Annotated in this window: 23 protein-coding genes and 1 pseudogene; 8 read left to right on the top strand and 16 right to left on the bottom strand. The window is 61.4% G+C overall.

What is annotated here, in order from left to right; genetic code table 11:
- Positions 1 to 32: 32 nt before the first annotated feature.
- The 3 genes from BQ8794_RS25375 to BQ8794_RS25365 form a co-directional block, all read right to left on the bottom strand.
- Positions 33 to 512, bottom strand: a complete 480-nt coding sequence (locus BQ8794_RS25375) for a DUF2938 domain-containing protein (RefSeq protein WP_077381682.1) — start codon at positions 510 to 512, stop codon at positions 33 to 35.
- 105 nt (positions 513 to 617) lie between these two features.
- The gene (locus BQ8794_RS25370) at positions 618 to 1118 is read right to left on the bottom strand and encodes a peroxiredoxin (RefSeq protein WP_077381330.1); all 501 of its coding nucleotides are present in this window, start codon (positions 1116 to 1118) and stop codon (positions 618 to 620) included.
- A 118-nt stretch (positions 1119 to 1236) separates the two neighbouring features.
- On the bottom strand, positions 1237 to 2043 hold the full coding sequence (locus tag BQ8794_RS25365) for a protein-disulfide reductase DsbD domain-containing protein (protein ID WP_077381329.1): 807 nt from the start codon (positions 2041 to 2043) through the stop codon (positions 1237 to 1239).
- Between the two features lie 190 nt (positions 2044 to 2233).
- Here BQ8794_RS25365 and BQ8794_RS25360 point away from each other — a divergent pair, with 190 nt between their 5' ends.
- The gene (locus BQ8794_RS25360; RefSeq protein ID WP_023799312.1) at positions 2234 to 2842 is read left to right on the top strand and encodes a YqgE/AlgH family protein; all 609 of its coding nucleotides are present in this window, start codon (positions 2234 to 2236) and stop codon (positions 2840 to 2842) included.
- 128 nt (positions 2843 to 2970) lie between these two features.
- Here the strand turns inward: BQ8794_RS25360 and BQ8794_RS25355 are convergent, their stop codons facing one another.
- The 3 genes from BQ8794_RS25355 to BQ8794_RS25345 all read right to left on the bottom strand — a co-directional run bounded on the left by BQ8794_RS25355 (position 2971) and on the right by BQ8794_RS25345 (position 5421).
- Complete coding sequence (locus BQ8794_RS25355; RefSeq protein WP_077381328.1) at positions 2971 to 3996, bottom strand: transglycosylase SLT domain-containing protein; 1026 nt, start codon at positions 3994 to 3996, stop codon at positions 2971 to 2973.
- Positions 3997 to 4437: 441 nt separating this feature from the next.
- Complete coding sequence (locus BQ8794_RS25350; RefSeq protein ID WP_077381327.1) at positions 4438 to 4935, bottom strand: hypothetical protein; 498 nt, start codon at positions 4933 to 4935, stop codon at positions 4438 to 4440.
- A gap of 174 nt (positions 4936 to 5109) precedes the next feature.
- On the bottom strand, positions 5110 to 5421 hold the full coding sequence (locus BQ8794_RS25345) for a hypothetical protein (protein WP_244555098.1): 312 nt from the start codon (positions 5419 to 5421) through the stop codon (positions 5110 to 5112).
- 217 nt (positions 5422 to 5638) lie between these two features.
- Here BQ8794_RS25345 and BQ8794_RS36775 point away from each other — a divergent pair.
- Positions 5639 to 5749: pseudogene (locus tag BQ8794_RS36775) on the top strand (LysR family transcriptional regulator); the annotation flags it as partial.
- Between the two features lie 40 nt (positions 5750 to 5789).
- Here the strand turns inward: BQ8794_RS36775 and BQ8794_RS25340 are convergent.
- Positions 5790 to 6668 (bottom strand): LysR family transcriptional regulator, encoded by an 879-nt coding sequence (locus BQ8794_RS25340; RefSeq protein ID WP_167378836.1) that lies wholly within the window; start codon positions 6666 to 6668, stop codon positions 5790 to 5792.
- A 149-nt stretch (positions 6669 to 6817) separates the two neighbouring features.
- Here BQ8794_RS25340 and BQ8794_RS25335 point away from each other — a divergent pair, with 149 nt between their 5' ends.
- Both BQ8794_RS25335 and BQ8794_RS25330 read left to right on the top strand, forming a co-directional pair.
- Positions 6818 to 7081: a DUF4242 domain-containing protein gene (locus BQ8794_RS25335; RefSeq protein ID WP_077381681.1), complete on the top strand. Its 264-nt coding sequence runs from the start codon at positions 6818 to 6820 to the stop codon at positions 7079 to 7081.
- Between the two features lie 148 nt (positions 7082 to 7229).
- Positions 7230 to 8252: an oxygenase MpaB family protein gene (locus BQ8794_RS25330; RefSeq protein ID WP_077381325.1), complete on the top strand. Its 1023-nt coding sequence runs from the start codon at positions 7230 to 7232 to the stop codon at positions 8250 to 8252.
- 154 nt (positions 8253 to 8406) lie between these two features.
- Here BQ8794_RS25330 and BQ8794_RS25325 read toward each other — a convergent pair whose 3' ends face one another.
- The 5 genes from BQ8794_RS25325 to thrC form a co-directional block, all read right to left on the bottom strand.
- Positions 8407 to 8814, bottom strand: coding sequence for a DoxX family protein (locus BQ8794_RS25325; protein WP_077381324.1), 408 nt, complete (start codon positions 8812 to 8814; stop codon positions 8407 to 8409).
- A 275-nt stretch (positions 8815 to 9089) separates the two neighbouring features.
- Entirely contained in the window at positions 9090 to 11978 is a 2889-nt protein-coding gene (locus tag BQ8794_RS25320; RefSeq protein ID WP_077381323.1) for an EAL domain-containing protein, read from the bottom strand.
- Positions 11979 to 11980: 2 nt separating this feature from the next.
- Positions 11981 to 12577, bottom strand: coding sequence for a GNAT family N-acetyltransferase (locus BQ8794_RS25315; protein WP_023799303.1), 597 nt, complete (start codon positions 12575 to 12577; stop codon positions 11981 to 11983).
- Positions 12578 to 12592: 15 nt separating this feature from the next.
- Positions 12593 to 13885: a M16 family metallopeptidase gene (locus tag BQ8794_RS25310; RefSeq protein WP_077381322.1), complete on the bottom strand. Its 1293-nt coding sequence runs from the start codon at positions 13883 to 13885 to the stop codon at positions 12593 to 12595.
- A gap of 14 nt (positions 13886 to 13899) precedes the next feature.
- Positions 13900 to 15297, bottom strand: a complete 1398-nt coding sequence (gene thrC, locus BQ8794_RS25305) for a threonine synthase (RefSeq protein WP_077381680.1) — start codon at positions 15295 to 15297, stop codon at positions 13900 to 13902.
- Between the two features lie 127 nt (positions 15298 to 15424).
- On the opposite strand from thrC, the gene BQ8794_RS25300 reads away from it, so the two are divergent.
- Positions 15425 to 16099: a hypothetical protein gene (locus BQ8794_RS25300; RefSeq protein WP_077381321.1), complete on the top strand. Its 675-nt coding sequence runs from the start codon at positions 15425 to 15427 to the stop codon at positions 16097 to 16099.
- 39 nt (positions 16100 to 16138) lie between these two features.
- Here the strand turns inward: BQ8794_RS25300 and BQ8794_RS25295 are convergent, their stop codons facing one another.
- Positions 16139 to 16828: an HAD family hydrolase gene (locus tag BQ8794_RS25295; RefSeq protein WP_077381320.1), complete on the bottom strand. Its 690-nt coding sequence runs from the start codon at positions 16826 to 16828 to the stop codon at positions 16139 to 16141.
- A 175-nt stretch (positions 16829 to 17003) separates the two neighbouring features.
- Between BQ8794_RS25295 and BQ8794_RS25290 the strand changes: the two genes are divergently transcribed.
- Complete coding sequence (locus BQ8794_RS25290) at positions 17004 to 18137, top strand: site-specific DNA-methyltransferase (protein ID WP_077381319.1); 1134 nt, start codon at positions 17004 to 17006, stop codon at positions 18135 to 18137.
- Positions 18138 to 18143: 6 nt separating this feature from the next.
- On the opposite strand, the gene BQ8794_RS25285 is transcribed toward BQ8794_RS25290, so the two are convergent.
- From BQ8794_RS25285 to mutY, 3 genes are read right to left on the bottom strand one after another with little or no spacing between them, the layout of a single operon-like run.
- Positions 18144 to 18524: a hypothetical protein gene (locus BQ8794_RS25285; RefSeq protein ID WP_143744681.1), complete on the bottom strand. Its 381-nt coding sequence runs from the start codon at positions 18522 to 18524 to the stop codon at positions 18144 to 18146.
- 10 nt (positions 18525 to 18534) lie between these two features.
- Positions 18535 to 19146: an HAD family hydrolase gene (locus tag BQ8794_RS25280; RefSeq protein ID WP_077381317.1), complete on the bottom strand. Its 612-nt coding sequence runs from the start codon at positions 19144 to 19146 to the stop codon at positions 18535 to 18537.
- 45 nt (positions 19147 to 19191) lie between these two features.
- Positions 19192 to 20328 (bottom strand): A/G-specific adenine glycosylase, encoded by a 1137-nt coding sequence (gene mutY, locus BQ8794_RS25275; protein WP_077381316.1) that lies wholly within the window; start codon positions 20326 to 20328, stop codon positions 19192 to 19194.
- A gap of 55 nt (positions 20329 to 20383) precedes the next feature.
- On the opposite strand from mutY, the gene BQ8794_RS25270 reads away from it, so the two are divergent.
- Together BQ8794_RS25270 and BQ8794_RS25265 are read left to right on the top strand one after the other, a co-directional pair.
- Positions 20384 to 20884 carry a DUF721 domain-containing protein gene (locus tag BQ8794_RS25270; protein ID WP_077381315.1) on the top strand — a complete coding sequence of 167 codons (501 nt, stop codon included), beginning with the start codon at positions 20384 to 20386 and terminating at the stop codon, positions 20882 to 20884.
- Between the two features lie 130 nt (positions 20885 to 21014).
- Positions 21015 to 21743: a DsbA family protein gene (locus BQ8794_RS25265; RefSeq protein ID WP_143744680.1), complete on the top strand. Its 729-nt coding sequence runs from the start codon at positions 21015 to 21017 to the stop codon at positions 21741 to 21743.
- Positions 21744 to 21778 lie beyond the last annotated feature (35 nt).

The raw sequence follows: 21778 nt of genomic DNA, 5'->3' as shown, positions 1-21778 counted from the left end.
TCTGGGCTACTGACCAGTCTGGTTCGCGATATTCAACGGATCAGCAGCGCCGTGCCGAAAAGTCCGAGCGCGAACACACTATGCGATACGAGGTTGAGGGCGCGGATCTGCATCGGGTTGGGGCGCTTTGACGCGGCCCAGCCGGCGCCCATGCCGGGCGCCAGCAGGAACCAGCCGGCGCCTACGGTGACGATGCCGAGGACGAAGGCCGGCAGGAAGGTCGGCGCGGCCAGCCACGCCGCTCCCGCCAAAACGGCCAGAATGATGCCGTAGACGATGCCGACAAAGTAGTGGAAGGCCCAGCCTAGCGCCGATTCATGCGCATAGGGTGCTGCCTCGCCGATATCGTCATGGAAGACCTTGCCGTCCCTCAGGTGCCAGACCCACCGACCAACCAGTCCCCAGTTCGGCCGTGGCTGAGCAAACACCGTGTTCAGGAAAATCGCCCAGAGGTCCATGAGCGCCGTGGCGCCGATGCCGATCGCCACAGCGCGCCAGAACTGGTCAAACATCATTGAGGTCCCCTAAAGCAGGCAGCGTTCTTTGCACGCCCAATTGGACGCGCGGCTGTCGAAACAAGCGTGATCGTCAGGCCAAAGGACCGCGTCAACCTCGGCCTATGCTGTCGCCAAAACGGAAAGCTGTCCGAGAATGTGGGCAGCACCGGATTCATCAACGCCAGGTTTTGTCTCGACATTGAGCGCGGTGACCTTGCCGTCGTCGACGATCATCGAAAACCGCTTCGAGCGCAGCCCCATGCCACCGCCGGAAAGGTCGGCGTCGAGACCGATCGCCTTGACGAAATCGCCATTGCCGTCGGCAAGATAGAGGATCTTGCCTTCACCGCCGCTGAAGCGGGCCCAGGCGCCCATCACGTGAACATCGTTGACGGCGACGACGGCGATGGTGTCGACGCCGCGCGCCAGGATGGCGTCGTAATTGTCCAGATAGCCGGGCAGATGGTTGTTGGAGCAGGTCGGCGTGAAAGCGCCGGGAACAGCGAACAGCACCACCTTCTTTCCCGAGAAAATCTCCGCCGTCGTGATCGCTTTTGCGCCGTCGGCAGTCATCGTCTTGAAGGTCGCTTGGGGCAGCTTGTCGCCAACGGCAATCATCATCGTGGTCCTCGTTTGACACATGGAAGGGAGTGTCCTTGCGATAGCGAATTCAGCCGTTCCCCGCAACTGTCGGGAGGCTGGAGCAAAGAATGTTCGACCGAACATCCTTTGCTGGGGATCAAGGGAACGGCAGCAGGCCTTCGACGGCGCCGGCCGCAGTTGTCAGCGTGTAGTAAAGTCCGCCATCTGTCGGCGTCGTCGTCGGCCTGTCGAGGATCGGCACGGTAAACACCAGCTTGCCGTCCTTTTCGCTGCGGGCCGGCACGCCGAACATGTAGTCCCGCTCGCCGGCGACGAAGAAATCCGCTGCTTCGGGATTGCCCGGAAAGCTCGCCTCGACAATCAGTGTCTCGCGGTCGCCCGGCAGGATATTGACGCCGAAATCGGGTCCTGCGGGAGCAGGCAGCGCTGCAAGGGCCGCCTTCACCAAAGCGGCGTCTTCGACATTGTCGGGATCGGAGCCCGGGTCGATGGTCAGCCTTGTTTGCACCGGGATGCAGATCGTCTCACAAATTCCGAGAAAGATATCGGCATCGATGACGGCCGGCTCGTTCGGCGCCGACAGCGTGAACGTCACCGGCAGCGAAACCGGATGGTCGTAGCCGGCCCATTTGCCGGAGCCATCGTCGTGGCGCTGGGGTGGTGGAAACGAAAACGTCGCGCTGGCAATGTTGGTGCTGGCCGAGATATCGATTTGCGGCGGCACGCCCGCGTCGCCCGGATCGCGCCAGTAGGTTTTCCAGCCAGGCTTGAGCGAAATATCGAGGACGCCATGGATGCGTCCGGCCGTGTCGGGCTTGCCGCTGGTCACAAGGCGCACTTTGCCGCCTTCGCTATTGTACCAGGTCGACGAGGAGGCTGCGGCGGGATGGCCGGTTCCACATCCAACAGCGGCGCTGAGCAGCAGGACTTTCAAGCTTTGCATGACGGTGATTTGAACGTCCGTTCATGTCTGCGCAATGACTTCATGGCGTCGCTGTTATCATATTTGCGTGACCTCGGGCACAGCTTGCGTGACCTCGGGCACGGCTTTGCGTGCCTTAGCTGCACATCTGCGACCAAATCGCGCCCGGCGCATCTTTTCGGCGCTCCAGAAACGCGTTACGCTCTCCCTCATGGACTTGTTGCGCCACAAGAAGATGGCTGCTGGACGCGGCTTTCTCGACGACCAGTTCCTGATTGCCATGCCCGGCATGAAGGACGACCGCTTTACGCGCTCCGTCATCTATATTTGCGCGCACAGCGACGAAGGCGCGATGGGCCTGGTCATCAACCAGACACAGCAGATGCTGTTTCCGGATCTGCTCGTGCAACTCGGCATCATGAATGAACAGGAGGCGATCCGCTTGCCCGCGCAGGCCCGCGACTTCGTCGTCCGCAACGGCGGACCGGTGGACCGCAGCCGCGGCTTCGTCCTGCATTCGGGCGACTACCGCGTGGAATCGTCGCTGGCCGTCTCCGACGACATTTGCCTGACCGCGACCGTCGACATATTGCGCGCCATTTCGTCGGGCCGTGGGCCCCGGCACGCGCTGATGGCGCTCGGCTATTCGGGCTGGGGCGCAGGTCAGCTGGAAAGCGAAATCGCCGAGAACGGTTGGCTGACCTGCCCGGCAAATGCGGAGCTTCTGTTCGATACCGACATCGAGCGCAAATACGACCGGATTCTCGCTTCGATCGGTATCGACCTCGCGCATCTCAGCCTGGCCGCCGGTCACGCCTAATGCAAGTCGCGCAAAAGTGTGCAGCGGTTTTGCGATAGCGACATGCATAAAACAACAACCTAAAGCGCGTCGCGTGAGGCCGATCAAACGCGACGCGCTTTAGAGGTGAAAACCCGATACCTGGCTGATTACCGCCGCATTGCCATCGCCAGCCGTTTGCCCAGATCGTAGACGAGATTCTCGAAACCCGACGTCCAGGTCAGGTCAGCCTGTTTCACGCGCGTTTCGACATCGCTGTATTTGCCGATGCGGGCTTGCAGGAAGGAGCGCATGCGCTGGTGTAACTGGCCGACGGTGAGCTGTTTTCCCTCGGCCTTGAAGATCGCAGTATTGAAGCGTGCCGCCTTGGGGAAGATTTTGCTGGCCGTGGCATTGGGCTTCTCATCGGCATTCGACAGGAGCGCTGCTGCCCCGTTGGTGCCAAGGAAATGGGGGAGGTAGAGATCCCTTTCATCCATGGCCTTCTCAAGACGAGCTTCGATGCGTTGCTTGGCCGCGAGAAGGTTCTTGGCCGCAAGTGCCGCCGACAGATAGGGATCGCGCCTGAATTCAAGGATGCGCTGTTCTTCGGCCCTGTCCTCGACGAAATGGTATTCGCGTTTGCCCTCGGGGCGGGTCCGGATCAGTTCCGCTTCGTCGCCCAGGCCGAATTCTGGACCATACTTCTTCACCGCCTCGAGCCATGTCTGGTCGAGGAATTGCATAAGGCCAAGCGCCGACCCTTTAGACGGGCGATTGTTGATGTCGAAGGAGGATTCCTTCTCGGCGATCGCAAAAAGCGTATCGGCAGGAAATTGGGTGTCCTTGGCTGCACGAAGGATTTCGCTGGCGATGTGCTGCGACACCTTGTACTCGCCGAACTCGTGCATCGACATGCCGATGACGATCTGTTCTGCGCCTTCGGAAAGGATGGAGACGGTGCCCTTCAATGCCTGGGCCAGCGTGCGTTCTCCCTCGCGTCCCGAGGTCGATATGGTGTCTGGATCGATGATGTCGAACTCGGGCGCGGCCGAGGGGAAACTCAGAGCCGAGAACGGAACGGCAGTGGCAACCGCGGCTTCGGTCACGCCGTTGACCAGGACTCCCGAATAGACCGGCCATGGCATGGCTGCCACTGTCGCCGCCAGGCCAAGCCCCGCGATCCTTTTCGACAAAGGCCGGCCGCCCGAAAGGATTACAGCTCCGCAAGCAAAGAATTCAAATGTTCTTTGGAGTGACGCCAGGTCCCCCTCCGTTCCTTGTCTAGCCGCCCAGATACTTTGGGGCAGGTCTATTTCCAACGTTGAGCCGTCAACGTCGAAAAAGACAAGAAGAACGGTCAGTGCTTCATTTGACTAGTCATGGATAATGGCGGCACAATGGCCACAGTGCGGCAAAATAATACGAAATGTAAAACAAGCTGGTTTTAATCGAGGGCTGCGTAGCCGATGCGTTGCTTGTGAAGCCTCTCGATTGCGAGCAGAAATTTCCCTGAGGTGGTCTGCCCTCGACCGCAGCGGGGCAATCCTTTCGGTTCTCGAACGGCAGATTGTGCATGAGCAGCCATTCTCGGCATAATACTCGATCGAACGAGTTCTCCGTTGGTGAGAGATCATTTAGCCTTTGGCTGTCGCCAGATTGGTGCCGAGCTCGAAGGCCAGTCCCGACCCGATGGTGTATGGCTGCAGCACGGGCGCACTCTCGCTCACGATCGCCTCCACGACGCGCTTGCTTTCCTGATCACTCAATTCCTTGGCTAAGGAACTCATCCCGACCAGCGCCATCGTATTCAAATGCGGGAAAGGTACGCCTTCCCCGAAATGGATGGTGCGCAAAACAATCCTCGATCGGACCTCGTGGAAGCCGGCGTCTCGCAGCAGCGCCTCAAGTGGAGCCGCTTCCCCGAAGCTGTACCGTTGATCGGCGATGGCGCCCAGATGGCGCTCCGTGACGCGGCGCAGTTCGCGAAAGAACGGGATTTCGTCGTCCGGGCGCCACGTGGCGATCGCCAGCTCGGCTTTCGGGCAGTCAGGCTCGCATAGGCGAAGCGGCCGAAGAATGAGGGTCAGCGCCTCGCGTTTCGAGGATCCGCAAGGCGCGATCAGGCTCGGCAACGTGGCCCTGACTTCAGGGGTTGCTTTCAGCCGTTTTCAGCATCACGCGGCTTCGCCGCGTGCAAGGGCCGCCGCCTGCTCCAGACTCACGCCCTTGACCAGGGGGTCAGCGTGCCGATGTACCAAGCGCCATTCCGCCTCTTCGCGGCGATAGACCAAGGTAACCCGCAGCGGTCAATCCTGGGCCGGCAGACCGCCGACCTCGACGTGCGGGCGTTCAATGATCGCGAGGACCACCATGTCGGCGGAACCATAGGCTTGAAGAAGTTCGTGCTCGAAGGTGCCGTTCTTGAAAAAGCGGCCCATCGCCTCGATCCGCTCTGCAGTCAGTTCAGAAGCCCGCGTGGGCTTTCCTCCGAATGAAGACATCAGCAGGAAGTCCTCGGTATGTGGGATCATCTCGTAGTATTTCGTTATCTCCCCGCGCATCAGTGCCGAATTTGCTTCCGCAGACCGCTCGACGAGATCGGCAACCGTCTGGTCCATAGCATGCTCCTCAAGAGCCTGTGCCGAGGCTTTCGTTAATCTTGCAGTTTGTGACAATGCCACGCCAGCGCTTGCTGCGGCGAGAAGGGAACGTCGTGATACTGGCATGCGGGTGCTCCTGCATCTGTTTCCGATGCGAAGCGCGCCTTGCGCTGCTCCGCTTGCTCAGGAGATCGCACTTCAATGATGCTGAATCCAGTGATATGATTTCATCGATATGCTGAACAGAATTGACCTATCCCGCGCAGACCTCAACCTCCTCGTCCTGTTTGAGATCGTGCACGACGAGTGCCACGTGGGCCGAGCGGCCGAAAAGTTGAATCTGACGCATCTCAAATCAGCATAGCTCAAGCCTCAGCGATAAACGCCTAGCCTGGCCAATCGAACGTCTGGGCAGCTCGGACCATTGCCGCCGTCGCCGGGCTATAGGGCCGGCCCGGAACGCTAGCCAGGGACACCGTGCGTGCCACCGCGGGTTCGATCAGCGGACGCTGCAAAAGTTCAGGCGATGTCACCGAATATTCAGGCATGAAGGCGAAGCCGATCCGCGCCAGCACCATTGATTGGATCCAATCCTCGCGCTCGGAACGAAAGCGGGCATAAAGGCTGACGTTTCTTTCCCGGCACGCACCCATCACCAGGTCCCGCATTTCACAGGACAGACGATCGACGTAGGGTTCTTGAGAGAGATCGACCAACTTGATTGCATTGAGGCTCGCAAGCCGGTGATCCGGCGCGAATACGACGACGTAACGCTCACAGTAGAGATCATGGACGCGGAACGCCGCTCCCAATCCCTCCAGCGGATTGAGAACGGCAAGATCGAGATCGCCTTGCTCAAGCCTGTTTTTCAGTTCCTGAACGCTCGCCTCGCTAACTTCAAGTTCGACGCCATGATAGTCGCGCTGGAACTTTGCGAGGAACCGGGCGAGTTTCACATGGCCGATGGTCGACATGACGCCGAGGCGGATCGGCACCTGGTTGAGTAGCCTGAAATTGTCGGCAAGCGTTCTGGTTGCGTGGGCCTCCTGCATGATCTGCTGAAGATGCGGCAGAATGGAGCGCCCGAACTCACTCAGGAGGACGCGCTTTCCCTCGCGGTGGAACAAGGGCGCGCCAAGCTCATCCTCGAGCGTCTTGACCGCTTTGGTGAGCGCCGGTTGAGACACATTGCAATCGGTGGCGGCCTTGGTGAAGTTCAGCATCTTCGCGGCGGCAAGCACGTAGCGGACCTGAAACATCTCCATGGCGAGCCCTCCCGAGGCGGTTCCGAAACGACATTGTAATCGTTTCATCGATAACTGTCGGCTATCGATCGATAGAAAAAATGTCGTTCTCTTTCGCCCGCCGCTGCATTCAACTCCTGTGGTCACTGTTCACAGGAGGAGATCTGGAAATGACTGTCTACATGGTGGAACGCGATCTCAAGGGCATCAGCATGGAAGCTCTGGGAGATGCGCAGAAGGCGGCGATCAGCAAAGCCGCCGAGATGACCTCCAACGGCACCGACATCAGCTACCTGCGCTCGACCTTCGCACCGGAGGACGGGCGCTGCATGTGCCTGTTTGACGCTGCCTCCGATGTCGACGTGAAGCGACTAAACGACGATGCGGGGCTGCCCTATCACAGAATCGTGCCGGCGCTCGATCTTGCCCCATAGGGCCGGCGCGACCGGGTTCGTGACGACTATCCGGGCGGTGTTCTTGCGGAGTTATGCAGCGCGCCAGTTTGAATCTTTGGAACGACGGAAGGGCCAAGACGTTCGTGCTGCATCCGCCAGCCACACGCGTTGCCAGGAGAGTCGGAGCATGTTTGGCAATTCGGGCACCCTTCCTCTGCCTCGCCCGCTTGGGCGTCGTGTGGATACTCTTGCGCAGTCGTTCATGCGCCAGCGGCTCGGATCTCAGATGGACTTCTCGACCCCGCAGGGGGAGCCGGCGCTGTTGCCGCCCAACTCGGTGTCGTGGCGTATTTTCAAGAACCCGGTTGCGCTGTTCATCGGCGGGGTTGCGGCGGTGCTGCTCGAATTGGCAGAGCCGCGGGTTCGCGACGCCATTTGGCAGCACAGCACATTCAGCTCCGACGCTCTCCGACGATTACAGCGTACCGGCCTCGCCGCCTTGGTCACGGTCTACGGTCCCCGGACCAAGGCCAAGGCCATGATTGAAGGCGTGGTCAGGATGCATGGGCGCGTTTCAGGCCGAACCAGCGAAGGTGAGCCATACCACGCCACCGACCCGGAGTTGCTGGACTGGGTGCAAGCGACGGCCGGTTTTGGTTTCATGGAGGCCTATCAGGTCTATGTGCATCGACTGCATTTTTTCGAACGGGATGCTATGTTCGCCGAGGCTCGCCCGGTCGCGCTTCTCTATGGTGCGGTTGGCGCGCCCACGTCGCAGGCCGAGCTTTACGCGCTGTTCGACGTGATGAGGCAACGACTCGCCGCATCGCCGATCGTCCTGGAATTCCTGCAGATCATGGAAGACGTTCCCGTCTTGCCGGGAGTGGCTCAACCGCTTCAGCGGCCATTTCTGAAGGCGGCTGTCGAGATCCTACCGCGCTGGGTCCGCAAGCGGTTGGCACTCGGCGACCACTGGACGTTGAAGCCGTGGGAGCGTGCTTTTGTGAAGACGACGGCTGCAATCTGCGAGCGCATCGTGCTCCCTTCATCTCCGGCCGTCCAGTCGTGCCGTCGCCTCGGTCTTCCCGAGAACTATCTCCATCGCCGACATAAGGCACCCAGACACGAGCAGTACGGTCGCGATCATGCGGGATTTGATGCCCGCATAAGGGAAAGCGACGGGTTGAAAGTGCGGCAATGGCCGCCCTAAGAGAAGCCTGGGCGCGTATCTCGTGTTGGGGAATGTCCAGCGAAGGGCCCGAAAGCGACGATCAGCGGAGCCGAAACTTCTTATCATTTCGACCTGGCAGGCTGTCGGACATGCTCCGCTGGAAGCCGCCCAGGAAGTTCCCTCGCGATCCTATTCAGGGCGTCGCGAGGCCGCTCCCGCGACGGGCCGCATCGACGCTCCACGCGCCGCCTCCCGCGAAAAAGAAGTACAGGAAAATGAAGCAGTAGAGGATCGCCGAGTCGCCCTGGTTGACTACCGGAAAGAAGTTTTGCGGCGCATGCGCCATGAAATAGGCGACCGCCATGTTGCCGGACAGAATGAACGCGACGGGCCGGGTGAAGAGTCCGAGGGCAAGCAGCGCGCCTCCGATCAGCTCGATCAATCCCTGAATCACAAGAGGCCCCGACAGTTGCATCGGCTCGGGAGCGGGCGGAAAATTGAAGAACTTTTGAGTTCCGTGCTCCAGAAACAGCAGCGCCGACATGATCCTCACGACGCTTAACCACACCGGAGCCCAGGCAGAAATCTTGTCGAAATTCATCAGTTGGCCTCCATCGTGACCCGGTGACTCCAGCCAGCAGGCTGAATTGTCAGCGAGTCTGCTCTTCGCACCGATTTCGCGGAGAGGGTATGATGCACAGCGCGAGCCGTAAACCAATACTCCCAGTTCACAGTCGCGTGACCTCCGGTCGTACTATTGATGGAGTGCCGAGCCGCGGGAGCTGAGACCTTGCCGATGCGCTCCAGCGGGTGCCAATCGCCAGGCTCATGCCGCCCAAAATGGGCAGCGGTTTTGGGACAACGACATGAACAAGATCAAGCCCGGGTCAGCGGATACTGTTCCTTCAGCGTCCTCAGAACCTGATCACCGGGCATCGGCGCGCCGAACATGAAGCTCTGCACATATTCGCATCCCATCTGGCGCAGTTCGAGCGCATCGCTTTCGTCCGAAATGCCCTCGGCCACGACCGAAAGGCCGAGTTCATGCGCCATGTTGACCATCGATTTGAGCAGCACCGCGCGCTTCGGTGTCGTGTCGTCGACAAAACTCTTGTCGATCTTGATCGTGTCGAAGGGAAAGCGCGTCAGATAGGCCAGCGATGAATAGCCGGTGCCGAAATCGTCCAGCGACAGGCCGATGCCAAGCTTCTTCAGCTTGTTCAGCACATGGGCCGTCTGCTCGGGATTGTCCATCACCAGCGATTCGGTGAGCTCGAGCCGGAAACAGCGCGGCTTCAGATTGGCCCGCGCGATCACCGAGCGAACGTCACTGACCAGATCGCGGCGGATGAGCTGTCGGCTGGACAGGTTGACCGAAACCGACAGCGGCGCGTCGCCGATCTGCTTTTGCCATCCCGCCAGATCTTCGGCGGCCTGTTGCATGGCGAACAAGCCAAGCTGCACGATCAGGCCGCAGCTCTCGGCGACCGGGATGAAATCGCCTGGCGGGATCATGCCGCGACGCGGATGATCCCAGCGCAAAAGCGCCTCGAAGCCGGCAACACTGCCGTCTTCCAGCCGCACGATGGGCTGGTAGGCGAGTGTGAACTCGCGCCGTTCGATGGCGCGGCGCAGGTCGGACTCGAACTGCAGCCGGTCGGTGCCGACGGTGCGGAAGGCGGGTCGGAACGGCTCGATCCTGTCGCCGCCAAAACGCTTGGCCTGGTGCATGGCAAGCTCGGCGTCCTTGACCATGTCGTCGGCCGAACTCTGCGCCGAGGTCCAGGTGACCAGACCGATCGAGGCGGTCAGCACGATCTCGCGCTTGGCAAAGGTAATCGGATTGTTGATCGCATGCTTGATGGCATCGGCAACGGCTGCGATGCGGGCCGGGTCCTGCTCGGAAAGCAGCATCAGCGCGAACTGGTCGCCGGCAAAGCGCGACAGCGAATCCTTCGGCTTGAGCAGCCGGTGCAGCCGACGCGCAACAGTGAGCAGAATGGTATCGCCGGCCGAGATGCCGAGCCCGTCATTGACCTGCTTGAACCGGTCGATGTCGATGACGAAGACGGTGGGACGGACCTTCTCTTCCGTGCGCGCGATCGAGATGATCGCCTCCAGCCGGTTCATAAGCAATTCCCGGTTCGGCAGGCCGGTCAGATTGTCGTGCACGGCATCGTGCAACAGCCTCTCCTCGGACTTCTTCTGCTCCGTCACGTCGACCATGGTGCCGACGCAGCGGATGACCTCGCCGTCCGATCCGATCACCGGCCGGGCGCGCAGCGAAAACCAGTGATAGTGCCCGTCGGCGCCGCGCAGGCGGAAATTCTGCGACACCCGGCCGCGCCGGTGTTCGAGCACCACGTCGAGCGTCGTACGGAACGTGTCGCGGTCGTCGGCATGGAGTACCGGCAGCCAGTTGCGGGCAGCGCCGCCCAGGCTGTCGGGCGCAAGGCCAAGCTGGATGCTGACATCCGGCCTGGTGACGACGCGGTCGCGCATCACGTCCCAGTCCCACACCGTGTCGCCCGATCCGGCCACGGCCAGCGCCTGCCGTTCGAGATCGGAGAACAGGCCCTGATGCAGCGCACCGCCGGCAAAGGCGTGCTGCATGACGGTGAAGCCAATGAGCAGGATGATGAGGATCAGCCCGCCGCCCAGTGCCGGCTGGGCGATGTCGTTGTCGAGCATGCCGGTGATCGCCATCCACGACCCGCATAGCCACAACAGGACCATGACCCAACTGGGCACCAGCATGATGGCACGGTCGTAGCCGCGTATGCCGAGGAAGATGATCAGGCCGAGGCCGGTCAGCGCGGTGGCGGCGAAGGACAGCCTGGCGATGCCCGCGGCGACCGCCGGGTCGACGATTGCAACGCCGGCGATCAGCAGCAGTCCCAGAATCCAGACCAGCGCGCCGTAGCTGAAATGGCCGTGCCATCGGTTGAGGTTGAGATAGGCGAACAGGAACACCACGAAGGTCGCTGCAAGCGCCACCTCCGTTCCGGCCCGCCACATCTGCTCGTTGCCGGGCGATATTTCCAGGACCTTGTTGAGAAAGCCGAAATCGATGCAGATATAGGCGAGCACCGCCCAGGCGAGCGCTGCGGTTGCCGGGAACATCGAGGTCCCCTTGACGACGAAAAGGATGGTCAGGAACAGCGCCAGGAGGCCGGCGATGCCGATGACGATGCCGCGAAACAACGTGTAGGAATTGACCGAATCCTTGTAGGATTCCGGCTCCCAAAGATAGACCTGCGGCAGTTTGGGCGACGCCAGTTCGGCAATGAAGGTGATCACCGTTCCGGGGTTCAGCGTCACCCGGAACACATCAGCATCGGGGCTGCTCTGGCGGTCGAGCGCGAAGCCCTCGCTGGGCGTGATCGCGGCAATGCGGGTCGAGCCGAGATCCGGCCAGAAGATACCGGAATTCACCAGCCGGAAATGCGGTGCGACGATCAGCCTGTCGAGCTGCTGGTCGGTGGTGTTGGCAAGTGCGAACACCGCCCAGTCGCCGGTCGAACGCGCATCATTGGCCTCGACCTCGATGCGCCGCACGATGCCGTCCGGTCCCGGAGCAGTCGACACCTGAAAATTCTCGCCCTGGTTGCGGTAGATTTCGACGGCGCCCGAAAGGTCGAGCGCCACATCGTCGCGGGCAATCTTGATCGGTTCGACGGCGAGGGCCGAGGACGCCGCGCAGAGCACGACGATTGCCGTCAGCACAAAGGCGAACAACGACCCGATTCGCAGGAAATTCGTCAAAATCAGTCCTTCGTTTCCGCGCCCGGGGGATCGTCCTCGATCCGGGCGTAGAGGTAGTGGTCCTGCCAGATGCCGTTGATCCTGAGATAGGATCGGAGAAGTCCTTCGCGCCGGAATCCGGCTTTTTCAAGCACGCGGATCGACCGGGCGTTGTCGGGAATACAGGCAGCTTCGATCCGGTGCAACCTCAGCGTATCGAAGGCGAAGCGCGTCACCACCTTGACCGCGTCGGTCATCAGGCCACGGCCGCTGTAGCGCTCGCCGATCCAGTAGCCGATATGGCCGCTTTGCGCGACGCCGTGGCGGATATTGCCGAGGGTGATTCCACCGACAAGCTTGCCGTTGCTTTTGTCGAAGATGAAGAAGGCTATGGCCGTTCCCTGCGCATAGTCTTCGCGATAGCGGCTGAGGCGATGCCGCCAGGCCGTGCGGTCGAGCTCGTCGGGGTTCCAGCGCGGCTCCCAGGGTTCCAGGAAGGCGCGGCTTTCCCCGCGCAGCACCGACCATTCACGATAGTCGTTGGTCAGCGGCACGCGCAGCGTGACCCGGTCACCCTTCAGTGCCGGCAGGTCACGGCGAAAGAAAGGGAGCGCGAACATGACGCTTTGATGGACTTAGCCGGCGAGCTTTCGGGCCGTGGTCTGCGTGCCCGAAAGCGACTCGAGGACCGCCTCATAGGGAGCGAGCGTGCCCACCGGTCCGACGGCAGTCAGCGTCGGCTTGGTCGAAAACAGCCGTGACGACAGGTCCGTCAACCGCTCGACCGTCAGCGCCGACAGCCGTTCCATCAGTTCTTCCTTGGCGATCGGCCGGCCGAACAGAAGCATTTGCCGGGCGATCTGCGAGGCGCGGCTGGCTGGGCTTTCGGCAGACATGATCAGGCCTGCACGGTACTGGGCGCGTGCCCGGTCGAGTTCCTCCTGCAGGATGTTCTCGCCGACCTTCTGCAACTCGCCGATGACCACCGGCACCAATTCGGCGATGTCGCTCTGCCCGGTCGCGGCATGGACGCCGAATATGCCGGTATCGGAAAAACCCCAGTGGAAGGCATAGACCGAATAGCACAGCCCGCGCTTTTCGCGGACCTCCTGGAAAAGACGCGACGACATGCCGCCGCCAAGGATCATCGACAGGACCTGCGAGGCGTAGAAGTCGCGTACATGATAGGCGCGGCCCTCGAACCCCAGCACGATCTGCGCGTCCATCAGGTCGCGGTCCTCGCGGAAATCGCCGCCGACATATTGCGCATATTGCGGCATGGTGTTGTCGGACTTGCTGCGGAAACCGCCGAGATGCTTCTCGACCTCGCGCACGAAGTTGTCGTGCTTGATGTCGCCAGCGGCAACGATGACCATGCGCTCGGCGCCATATTGCCGTTCGATGAATTTGTGCAATTGCTTCGAGGTGAAGGATTTGACGGTTTCCGGCGTGCCGAGGATGGAGCGGCCGATCGTCTGGTGGCGGAAGGCCGTCTCGGTGAAGTGGTCGAAGACGACGTCATCGGGTGTATCGTGTGCGGCGCCGATCTCCTGCAGGATCACATGCTGCTCGCGCTCCAACTCCTGCGGGTCGAACTCGGATTCCTGCAGGATGTCGGACAGGATATCGACGGCCAGGGGCACGTCGTCGCTCAGCACCCTGGCATAATAGGAGGTGGTCTCGACACTGGTGGCGGCATTGATCTCGCCGCCGACATCCTCGATTTCGGAGGCGATCTCGAAGGCGCTGCGCCTTCTGGTTCCCTTGAACGCCATGTGTTCAAGCAGGTGGGCCATTCCGTGCTCTTCGCTACGCTCATTGCGGGCGCCTGATTTGATCCAGGCGCCAAGAGCGACGGATTCGAGGCTTGGAAGGGTTTCGGTGGCGACTGTCAGGCCGTTCGACAGACGGCTTACCTCAACACCCATATAGCTGATACTCCCTAACTTGCCGCCCGCGTGTGGCGGCTAACATAATCTTCCACCATTTTCAGGTCGGATGGAAGTACCGTGTATTTTTCCTCTGACGTCATCAACCCGCCTAGCCATGCGGGCAGGGCAGGCGACACGCCGCTGGACGCTTCGACGGCGGCCGGGAACTTTGCCGGATGGGCGGTGCCCAGCACCACCATCGGCACGGCATTGGTGGCCATTGCAACCGCAACGTGCATGGCCGCGGCCGTGTGCGGGTCGAGCAGATAGTTGCTGGCTGCGAGCGTCGAGCGGATCGTGGCGGCGACTTCGTCCATGGTCGAGCGGCCGGCGTCGAATTCGGAGCGGATCCTGGCGATCTCGCCCGCTTCGATGGTGAAGGCACCGGACTGCTTGAGGCCACTCATGTAGCGCCGCACGGTCGAGGCGTCACGGCCGGCCGCCTCGAACAGCAAACGCTCGAAATTCGAAGAGACCTGGATGTCCATCGACGGCGACGTGGTCGAAAAGACGCCTTTCGTGCGGTACTCGCCGCTCGACAGCGTGCGCGCCAGAATGTCGTTGTCGTTGGTAGCGATGATCAGCCGCTCGATCGGCAGTCCCATGTTCTTGGCGGCGTAGCCGGCGAAGATGTCGCCGAAATTGCCGGTCGGCACCGTGAACGAAATCGACCGGTCGGGCGCGCCGAGCGACAGCGCCGATGAGAAGTAGTAGACGATCTGGGCCATGATGCGGGCCCAGTTGATCGAATTGACGCCGGACAGCGATACTCGGTCGCGAAAACCGTGATCGTTGAACATGTCCTTCACCAGGCCCTGACAATCGTCGAAATTGCCTTCGACCGCCAGCGCATGGACATTTGCGGCGATGGACGTCGTCATCTGCCGCTGCTGTACCGGCGAGACCCGGCCGTACGGGAAAAGAACGAAGATGTCGGTGCGGTTGCGCCCGGCGAAGGCATCGATGGCGGCCCCGCCGGTATCGCCGGACGTGGCGCCGACAATGCTGGCGCGCTGGCCGCGTTCGGCAAGCACATGGTCCATCAGCCGGGCGAGAAGCTGCATGGCCACATCCTTGAAGGCAAGCGTCGGGCCATGGAAGAGTTCCAGAACGAACATGTTCGAGCCGGTCTGCACCAGCGGGCAGACCGCCTCGTGACGGAACGTCACATAAGCTTCGCGCACCAGGCGCTCGAACACCGGCATCGCGATCTCGCCGCCGAGAAACGGCGACAGCACGCGGATGGCTAGCTCGGGATAGGCAAGGCCGCGCATGGCGCGGATCTCAGCTGCCGAAAACTGCGGCCAGGTTTCAGGGACATAAAGTCCACCATCGCGCGCCAAACCCGCCAGCACCGCGTCGGAAAATCCAAGCACGGGCGCTTCCCCGCGGGTACTCACATATCGCATCGTCATGTTCCATTGCTGCCGGGCGGTTTTGTCCGCGGCAAAGTGGTTAATTTCCGTACATGCTCAGTCGCATTTTTGCCGCGCGGTTGATATACGTCACCCGCTTTGCGAGAGGGAAGTGCAGTTCATGGCGTTTCATACATTTAACCGTCGTTTTGTCGCGGGTCTGGCGCTCACCGGCTTTGTGCTTACTGCCGCCGGCTGCCAATCAGGCGGCAGTAGCATGCTGGGCTTCGGAAAGAAGGACACGGCACCGCCACCACCGCCGGACCCCAAGGTTCTCGCCAGCCAATTGCTGGCCTATTGTCCGAAAGTGACGCTGCGCGACGGCACCGCCTTCTTCAACACCTATGCCAAGGGCAGCCAAAAGCCCAAGAAAAAAGCCGCCGCCGAGGATGCAGAAGCTGCCGCGCTTGACGCGAGCAGCGACCAGCAGGACGATTCCGCCAAGATCGTCTATCAGGCCTCGATCACCGATGTGACCCGCGACTGCAACCGCGCCAACGGCTCGCTGACGATGAAGATCGCCGTCGCCGGCAAGGTCGTTCCGGGACCGATGTTCAGCCCTGGCACCATCACCATGCCGATCCGTATCGCTGTGATGCATGGCAAGGAGGTCCTTTACTCGCAGCTTCACCAACATCAGGTCCAGGTTACCAATCCCTCGAGTGCCACCCAGTTCGTCTTCACCGATTCGAACGTTGTCGTTCCCGAGCCCACCGCGCGGGACTATCAGGTGTTCGCCGGCTATGACGAGGGCCCGCCGAAGAAGACCGACAAGAAGGTTGCCGCGGCCGAATAGCCGCGGCTTTGGAGCTGCGCGTCCATTTGGACGCCTGCTTCACGCGTCCGCGGACCATTCCGACAGGGCGGCGATCACGCTTTTCAGCTCCGTCCAGCGGCGGATGACCGTTTCGGCGCCGGCCTCGGTCAGCGCGTCGGCATGCCCGGGATAGCTGTGCGCCGCTCCGGTGAAGCCGATCACACGCATGCCGGCTGTCCTGGCGCCGGTCACGCCATGCACGGAATCCTCGATGACGAAGGTGTTCGCCGGATCGGCCTGGAGCTTTGCCGCGGCAAAGAGAAACACGTCGGGCGCCGGCTTGGATTTCCCGCTTGGTGTTTCCAGCGAGGAAAAAATCCGGCCGCTGAAAAACGGCAGCAGATGCACCTTCTCCAGCATGAATTCGATCCGCTCGGTGCGCGAATTCGAGCAGATGCAGCGCCGCTCCGTCACTGCGGCGACCGCCTCGTGCACCCCGTCGATGGCGCGCACGTCGCTGCGCAGGCGGCGGTCGACCAGGTCTTCGGCGCGATCGATCAGCGAGGCCTGGAATGGGACGCGGGATTTTTCCTCGACCCGCATCATGATGTCCTTGAAGGTCAGCCCGGCATAGGTTTCGGAAATCTCTTCAGCCGATATCTCGTAACCGGCCGATGTCAAAAGCTCGGCTTCGATGCGAGCGGCAATGATTTCGGAATCGACGAGCACGCCGTCGCAATCGAAGATGACAAGGTCTGGCTGGGGCATTGGCGATCCGGAAAGCGGGAGGGAGGGGCTGAGACGGTTCAGGCGGCGCGGCATACACCAACACGCCGGCCTTCGCAAATTACCGGGGGTCCAGACCCTCGGCCTTCACCGAATATTTACGCTGATCGGTAACCATAACAGGGAGTAAACAGTAACGCGTGCTTTGGGTGTCACAATGTCTGCCGTGCGTCTTCTCGACGAGCTTTCCCATGCTCCCCAGCAATCCGAATGGCTGGATACGATCCTGAAGGGCGATTGCGTCGCCGCACTCGACCGGCTGCCCGAAAAATCCATCGATGTGATCTTTGCCGACCCGCCCTACAATCTGCAGCTCGACGGCGATCTGCATCGTCCAGATCAGTCCAAGGTCGATGCCGTCGACGACGACTGGGACCAGTTCGCAAGTTTTGAGGTCTACGACGCCTTCACCCGGGCCTGGCTGCTGGCGGCGCGCCGCGTGCTGAAGCCCAACGGCACCATCTGGGTCATCGGCTCCTACCACAACATTTTCAGGGTCGGCGCCAAGATGCAGGATCTGGGGTACTGGATCCTCAACGATGTCGTCTGGCGCAAGACCAATCCGATGCCGAATTTCCGTGGCCGCCGCTTCCAGAACGCCCATGAGACGATGATCTGGGCCTCACGCGATCAGAAGGGCAAGGGTTACACCTTCAACTACGAAGCGCTGAAGGCGTCGAACGACGACATCCAGATGCGGTCCGACTGGCTGTTTCCAATCTGCACCGGCGCTGAGCGCCTCAAGAACGAAAATGGCGACAAGCTGCATCCGACGCAGAAGCCCGAAGCGCTGCTCGCCCGCATCATGATGGCCTCGACGAAGCCCGGCGATATCGTGCTCGATCCCTTCTTTGGCTCCGGCACCACCGGCGCCGTGGCCAAGCGCCTCGGCCGCCATTTCGTCGGCATCGAGCGCGAGCAGGCCTATATCGACGCCGCCAACGAGCGCATCGATGCAGTCCGGCCGCTGGACGGCGCTGCTCTTACCGTGCTTACCGGCAAGCGCGCCGAGCCGCGCGTTGCTTTCGTCAGCCTCATCGACACCGGGCTGATGCTGCCGGGCGCCACGCTCTACGACGCCAGGAAGCGCTGGGCGGCCAGGGTGCGCGCCGACGGCACTGTGGCGGTCGGCGACAGCGCCGGATCGATCCACAAGATCGGCGCGCAAGTGCAGGGGCTGGACGCCTGCAACGGCTGGACCTTCTGGCACTATGAGCGCAGCGGCGGCCTGACCCCGATCGACGAACTTCGCCGCATCGCCCGCCTCGGCATGGAGCGGGCAGGGGCCTGATAGCCGTCAGCCCTTTTCTTCCAGAACAATTTCGTTCAAATCGCCTTCGGCCATCAAGGTGAGCTGATTGTGAAAACGGGACAGTCCCGAATAGTCGGTGCGAAGCTGAATACGCGCAAATTCGACTGCATCGGCTTCTTCAGCGACCTCGATTCGAAATGCCAGATGCCCAACGCTATCCGTTGGGAAAACAGAGATGTTTAACAAGCCTGGTGACTTCAGCGAAAGCATCGCTCGCTCAAGGGGGTATGCTTTCAGCGACGTCATGAATTCGCTTATTTCGTTGATTGTGAAATACACGACGCCGTGGCCACGAAAGTTACCCTGCACGATATCAACATCGAGCATTGGCCAGTACGGGTCGTAGGTTAAGACAATCCTGCCCATAACGTAGCGGTCAGAACGCGACGTCGTAACGCTTGAGGTCCGCCTCGAGCGTCTTTGCGTCGGTGAACAGCACCGACTGCCAGCCGGCCGCCTTGGCGCCGTCGACATTCTTCTGGCTGTCGTCGATGAACAGCGTGGCCGCGGGCTCGAGGCCGAACACGGCGACGTGATGGTCGTAAATGCCGCGCTCCGGCTTGATCATGCCGATCTCGCCCGAAATGGTCACACCGCGCGGGCGGTTGAGAAAGTCGAAACGCTGCCGGGCTTCGGCAAGCGTGTCGGTGGCGAAATTGGTCAGCATGGTGACGTCGTGGCCGCTCTCGATCAGCTTGTCCATGATCTGGACGCTGTCGTCGTAAGCGTGCGGCACCATCTCGTGCCAGAGGCGGCGGAAGTTGCGGATGTTTTCGGCGTGGTCCGGGTGTTCGGTGATCAGCAACGCTTCGGCCTCTTCCCAGGTGCGGCCGCGGTCCTGCTCGATGTTCCAGTCATGCGTGCAGACATTGTCGAAAAACCATTTCCGTTGTTCCGCGTCGGGGATCAAGCGGCTGAAGGGCAAATTCGGATCGTAATGGATCAGCACTCTGCCGATGTCGAAAACGATGTGGCGGATTTCGGTCATTCTTGTCCTCTTTCAACGCAATTCAATGCGGGCGATGTGGGCGATTCAATGTACGCGCTGGTTCTTCGTCGCGCCCGGTATCGCTGCTTCGATTACCTTTTTCATGACGGTGGGCAGTGCTTCGCCGGGAATTTCGTCGGCCAGCGACCAGAAATGACCCGCTGGGGCGGCGACATCGGTCATCGCTTTGAAGACGTCGAGTTCGAGCGCGAAATGGGTGAAGACATGGCCAATTTTCCCGGCTGGCCGCCAGTTGCCGGGGAAGGGCGCTGCCGCCGCTGTGGTGCCGCCGTCGATCCGCGCGGTCCAGCCGGTCGTCGGCACTTCGGTCATGCCGCCGAGCAGGCCCTTATCCCCACGTTTGCGCAACAGGATGGCGCCATCGCCACGTACGGCAACGAAGGCAGCCCCGCGCCGCAATGGTTTCTCGCCCTTCGGCAGGCGGACAGGGAAGCGTTCGGCATCGCCGGAAATAATGGCGCTGCAATCCTCGCGCAGCGGGCACAGCATGCAGCGCGGCTGCCGCGGCGTGCAGATCGTCGCGCCGAGATCCATCATCGCCTGGGCGAAATCGCCCGGTCTGGTCGCTGGAACCATGCGCTCGACATAGGTGCGTATGTCGCTCTTGGCCTCGCTCAGCGGCGTGACGATCGAAAACAGCCGGGAAACCACCCGCTCGACATTGCCGTCGACGACCGCGGCGGGCTGGTCGAAGGCGATCGCGGCGATCGCCGCCGCCGTGTAGGCGCCGATGCCGGGCAGCTCTCTCAAGCCAGCTTGCGTATCCGGAAACCTGCCGCCTTGCCGCGCAACGAGATCGGCGCAGGCCTTGAGATTGCGCGCGCGGGAATAATAGCCGAGTCCAGCCCAGGCCTTCATGACATCTTCTGTCGGTGAAGCGGCCAACGCATCGATATCAGGCCATTTCTCGACAAAGGCCCGGAAATAGGATTTTACCGCTTCGACCGTGGTCTGCTGCAGCATGACTTCGGAAAGCCAGACCCGGTAGGGATCGGGCCGTATGCCGCGTGCCAACTCGCGCGGCGCAATGCGCCACGGCAAGTCGCGGTGATGCGCGTCGTACCAGGCGAGCAGGCGGGACGCGATCTCGCCGCTTTCTCCGGATGCGGTCTTGCCGCTGTCGCCGGATGCGGTCTTGCGGGTCTGGACGTGCAGTGCCATTGATCGAGGACCGGCCTAACCGATGCATGGTGAAGGTCGTGACTGGAGAACGCACATGGCAGGGAAAAGGCCCTTCGGCAATCCCGTTCCGGTGAGTGATCTCGCAACCCAGATCCTCGATCCGGTGCTGCGCAAGCGAGCCGGCATGTCGATCGGGCTCGTCCAGTCATGGGAGGAGATTGCCGGGCCGCGGCTTGCCAGCCGTTCGCGCCCTGAAAAGATCCAGTGGCCGCGCCGCATGCATGAAGATGATCCGTTCGAGCCGGCGGTGCTGGTCATTGCCTGCGAAGGCATGGCGGCGCTTCATCTGCAGCACGAGACCGGCGAGATCATCAACCGGGTCAACGCCTTCCTCGGCTTCAACGCTATCGGCCGGATCAGAATCGTGCAAAAGCCGGTCACGGTTGACAAAGGGCGGCTTAAACCAAGCCTCCGGCCGCTGACGGCGGCCGAGAAGGTGAAGCTGTCAGGCACTGTCGGAATGATCGAGGATGATGGGCTGCGCGCCTCGCTGGAGCGGCTCGGCGCCACCATTCTCGGTCAAAAGAAAATATAATCTCGCGCTTTCGTGATCGCGTAGCCAAGATTTGGCGATTGGAATGGGGACGGCGATGCCTTAATTCGCGCCAACTCTCGCCTTTTCTAGCCTTTGCATTGCAAAATCCAACCATTGTCAGGTGATTCGTATGCCCCGTCTTTTGTCCCGCCGAAACCTCCTGTCGTCGCTGGCCGCCATTCCGGCGGTGGTTCTGCTCGCCGCCTGCAGCGACTCGGGCGAGAAAGCCGTGGCGGAGGATGTGAAGCCTGCGGCCCCCGCCGATGTGATGAAGCCGGCCGCTCCGGCCGCGGCCAAGGCGCCTGAGGCCCAGGGCACGGTGGACATGGCTGCCTTGCTGAAGCCCGGCGCACTGCCCGACATGCAACTCGGCAAGGACGACGCGAAGGTCACCATCGTCGAATATGCCTCGATGACCTGCCCGCACTGCGCGCATTTCCATGAAACCACCCTCCCGGCGCTGAAGACGAAATACATCGATACCGGCAAGGCCCGCCTTATCCTGCGCGAATTCCCCTTCGACCCCAGCGCCGAGGCCGGTTTCATGCTGGCGCGCTGCTCCAAGGACAATTATTTCCCAATGGTGGACGTTCTGTTCAAGCAGCAGGCGAACTGGGCAGGGGTCGCCAATACCAAGGATGCCCTGCTGCAAATCTCCAAGATGGCCGGTTTTACACAGGAGTCGTTCGAGGCCTGCTTGACGGACCAGAAACTTCTGGACGATGTGAGGTCGGTCCAGAAGCGCGGCGCCGATGAATTCAAGGTCGACTCGACGCCGACCTTCTTTATCAACGGGAAGACCTACAAGGGGGCGCTGTCGATTGAGGAAATCTCGGCCATTATCGACCCTCTGCTTTGACGTTTCGGCAGCGCCGAAGCGGCTGCGCTTCGGCG

Source organism: Mesorhizobium prunaredense, from assembly GCF_900156895.1.
Taxonomy (GTDB): Bacteria; Pseudomonadota; Alphaproteobacteria; order Rhizobiales; family Rhizobiaceae; genus Mesorhizobium; species Mesorhizobium prunaredense.
The sequence above is the reverse complement of the archived record's forward strand: the minus strand, read 5'-3'. Positions and strand labels throughout refer to the sequence as shown.

Excerpts from the sequence above, each read along its gene's own strand:
- BQ8794_RS25375 (WP_077381682.1), bottom strand. The coding sequence starts at position 512 with ATGTTTGACCAGTTCTGGCGCGCTGTGGCGATCGGCATCGGCGCCACG.
- BQ8794_RS25370 (WP_077381330.1), bottom strand. The coding sequence starts at position 1,118 with ATGATGATTGCCGTTGGCGACAAGCTGCCCCAAGCGACCTTCAAGACG.
- BQ8794_RS25365 (WP_077381329.1), bottom strand. The coding sequence starts at position 2,043 with ATGCAAAGCTTGAAAGTCCTGCTGCTCAGCGCCGCTGTTGGATGTGGA.
- BQ8794_RS25360 (WP_023799312.1), top strand. The coding sequence starts at position 2,234 with ATGGACTTGTTGCGCCACAAGAAGATGGCTGCTGGACGCGGCTTTCTC.
- BQ8794_RS25345 (WP_244555098.1), bottom strand. The coding sequence starts at position 5,421 with ATGGACCAGACGGTTGCCGATCTCGTCGAGCGGTCTGCGGAAGCAAAT.
- BQ8794_RS25340 (WP_167378836.1), bottom strand. The coding sequence starts at position 6,668 with ATGGAGATGTTTCAGGTCCGCTACGTGCTTGCCGCCGCGAAGATGCTG.
- BQ8794_RS25335 (WP_077381681.1), top strand. The coding sequence starts at position 6,818 with ATGACTGTCTACATGGTGGAACGCGATCTCAAGGGCATCAGCATGGAA.
- BQ8794_RS25330 (WP_077381325.1), top strand. The coding sequence starts at position 7,230 with ATGTTTGGCAATTCGGGCACCCTTCCTCTGCCTCGCCCGCTTGGGCGT.
- BQ8794_RS25325 (WP_077381324.1), bottom strand. The coding sequence starts at position 8,814 with ATGAATTTCGACAAGATTTCTGCCTGGGCTCCGGTGTGGTTAAGCGTC.
- BQ8794_RS25315 (WP_023799303.1), bottom strand. The coding sequence starts at position 12,577 with ATGTTCGCGCTCCCTTTCTTTCGCCGTGACCTGCCGGCACTGAAGGGT.
- BQ8794_RS25310 (WP_077381322.1), bottom strand. The coding sequence starts at position 13,885 with ATGGGTGTTGAGGTAAGCCGTCTGTCGAACGGCCTGACAGTCGCCACC.
- thrC (WP_077381680.1), bottom strand. The coding sequence starts at position 15,297 with ATGCGATATGTGAGTACCCGCGGGGAAGCGCCCGTGCTTGGATTTTCC.
- BQ8794_RS25300 (WP_077381321.1), top strand. The coding sequence starts at position 15,425 with ATGGCGTTTCATACATTTAACCGTCGTTTTGTCGCGGGTCTGGCGCTC.
- BQ8794_RS25295 (WP_077381320.1), bottom strand. The coding sequence starts at position 16,828 with ATGCCCCAGCCAGACCTTGTCATCTTCGATTGCGACGGCGTGCTCGTC.
- BQ8794_RS25290 (WP_077381319.1), top strand. The coding sequence starts at position 17,004 with ATGTCTGCCGTGCGTCTTCTCGACGAGCTTTCCCATGCTCCCCAGCAA.
- BQ8794_RS25285 (WP_143744681.1), bottom strand. The coding sequence starts at position 18,524 with ATGGGCAGGATTGTCTTAACCTACGACCCGTACTGGCCAATGCTCGAT.
- BQ8794_RS25280 (WP_077381317.1), bottom strand. The coding sequence starts at position 19,146 with ATGACCGAAATCCGCCACATCGTTTTCGACATCGGCAGAGTGCTGATC.
- mutY (WP_077381316.1), bottom strand. The coding sequence starts at position 20,328 with ATGGCACTGCACGTCCAGACCCGCAAGACCGCATCCGGCGACAGCGGC.
- BQ8794_RS25270 (WP_077381315.1), top strand. The coding sequence starts at position 20,384 with ATGGCAGGGAAAAGGCCCTTCGGCAATCCCGTTCCGGTGAGTGATCTC.
- BQ8794_RS25265 (WP_143744680.1), top strand. The coding sequence starts at position 21,015 with ATGCCCCGTCTTTTGTCCCGCCGAAACCTCCTGTCGTCGCTGGCCGCC.